Raw genomic sequence first — 1,600 nt, 5'->3', positions numbered from 1 at the left:
CCAAATAAAGAAAAAAAAATAAAAAATCTTGAAAAAAAGGATACGATAGGAAAGTTAGGTTTTGACTCAATTATAATTTCAGATTTTGATGAGTCATTAAAAAGTGTAATAACATCACTTATTTACACCGATGTATCTACAAAAAAGGCTCATTTTATAACTCTTAATCAATGGTTCGATGAAAGTTTACTTAAAGAAGATAGTTCACAAAATATTTATTTTCCATCAATTAACAAAGAAAATTATGATATTTTTTATAAATTATTTTTTAAAAAATTTAATAGCTACCCAAACCAGATTTCATTTTTAAGTTATGACTTAGTTGGACTAGTTTATTATTTGACAAAAAAAAACAATTTAGAAAATATTAACAAGATTTTTGATCAAAAAAATATATTTAAAGGTAAAACTGGAGTTTTTGAGATCAAAGATAAAAAAATCAGTCATAAACTTAACTTCTATAAAGTTGAGAATGGTAAGTTTATAAAAATTTTTTAATTTTTTGAAAAGCTTTATATCTGTGGTCAATTTTATATTTTTTTTTTGGTAAAATTTGACCAAATGTTTTCTTTGACCCATGAGGAATAAAAATTGGATCATATCCAAACCCTTTTGTCCCAGCCTTGATATTTGATATTCTTCCATAAATTTTTCCAATTGATGTTTTGTATTTTCCACTTGGCCAATAAATTGTTAAGGCACAGATAAAATTGGCTTTTATTATTTTATTTCTCCAACCAGGCATTTTTTTATCTAATTTTTTAAATACTTTTTTAATTGCTAGATCAAAATCATTATTTTTTCCTCCCCATCGAGCCGAGTAAATACCAGGTTGATTATTTAAAACTTTAATTTCTAGTCCAGAGTCATCTGAGATACAAATTTGATCACTTTTTTTCGAAAAAAACTTAGCTTTTATAAAAGAATTTTCTTTAAATGTTTTTCCATTTTCCCTTGGACTTTTTAAATTAAAGTCAGAAGTTGAAAAAATCTTAATGTTTTTTGGCAATAAAGCTTTAATTTCTCTTAATTTACCCTTGTTATTAGTGCCAATTAACAGTTCTGAAATTTTTTTGGGTTTCATCTAGAAATATCTAATTTACATACCATATAAATAACTATGGAAAAAGAAAACGAAAATACCTCAAAAGTAGATAATAAAGACGAAATATCTAATAATGAAAATAACTCCGAAAATGAACAAAAGGAGGAGTTGAAAATAGAAGACAAATTAAAAGACACTGAGGATAAGTTAACTAGAAGCTATGCTGAATTGGAAAACCAAAGAAGAAGATATGAAAAAGAAAAAGATGAAGCATATGAATATGGGGGTATGGCACTTGCGAAAGAATGCTTAAATCTTACAGACAACTTGGAGAGATCTAAATTATCTATTATTAACGATGAAAGTCTTGAAAAAAGTAATAAAGATAAAATAATTGAGCATCTTGATATTATTTATAAGGATATCTTATCAATTTTTAAAAAAAATCAGATCGACGAAATTTCTGCTCTTGGTGAAAAATTAGATCCAAACAAACATCAGGCCATGCTTGAAATAGAAGATTCAGAAAAAGAACAAGGTATAATTGTTCAAGAA

2 protein-coding genes and 1 pseudogene are annotated in these 1,600 nt (G+C 25.6%); 2 read left to right on the top strand and 1 reads right to left on the bottom strand.

Translation table 11 applies throughout. The features are described 5' to 3' along the window. A pseudogene (locus AMN80_RS05510) lies at window positions 1-498 on the top strand (ABC transporter substrate-binding protein); the annotation flags it as partial. Here AMN80_RS05510 and rdgB read toward each other — a convergent pair. After that, window positions 482-1,084, bottom strand: a complete 603-nt coding sequence (gene rdgB / locus AMN80_RS00595) for an RdgB/HAM1 family non-canonical purine NTP pyrophosphatase (RefSeq protein ID WP_075520095.1) — start codon at window positions 1,082-1,084, stop codon at window positions 482-484. The pseudogene AMN80_RS05510 and the gene rdgB sit on opposite strands and share 17 nt — an antisense overlap. A 36-nt stretch (window positions 1,085-1,120) precedes the next feature. Between rdgB and AMN80_RS00590 the strand changes: the two genes are divergently transcribed. Continuing rightward, the coding region (locus tag AMN80_RS00590; RefSeq protein ID WP_075520094.1) for a nucleotide exchange factor GrpE at window positions 1,121-1,600 on the top strand (480 nt) is incomplete at its 3' end.

This window comes from Candidatus Pelagibacter communis (assembly GCF_001179985.1).
Lineage (GTDB): Bacteria > Pseudomonadota > Alphaproteobacteria > Pelagibacterales > Pelagibacteraceae > Pelagibacter > Pelagibacter ubique_J.
This window is presented reverse-complemented; position numbering and strand designations above follow the sequence as displayed.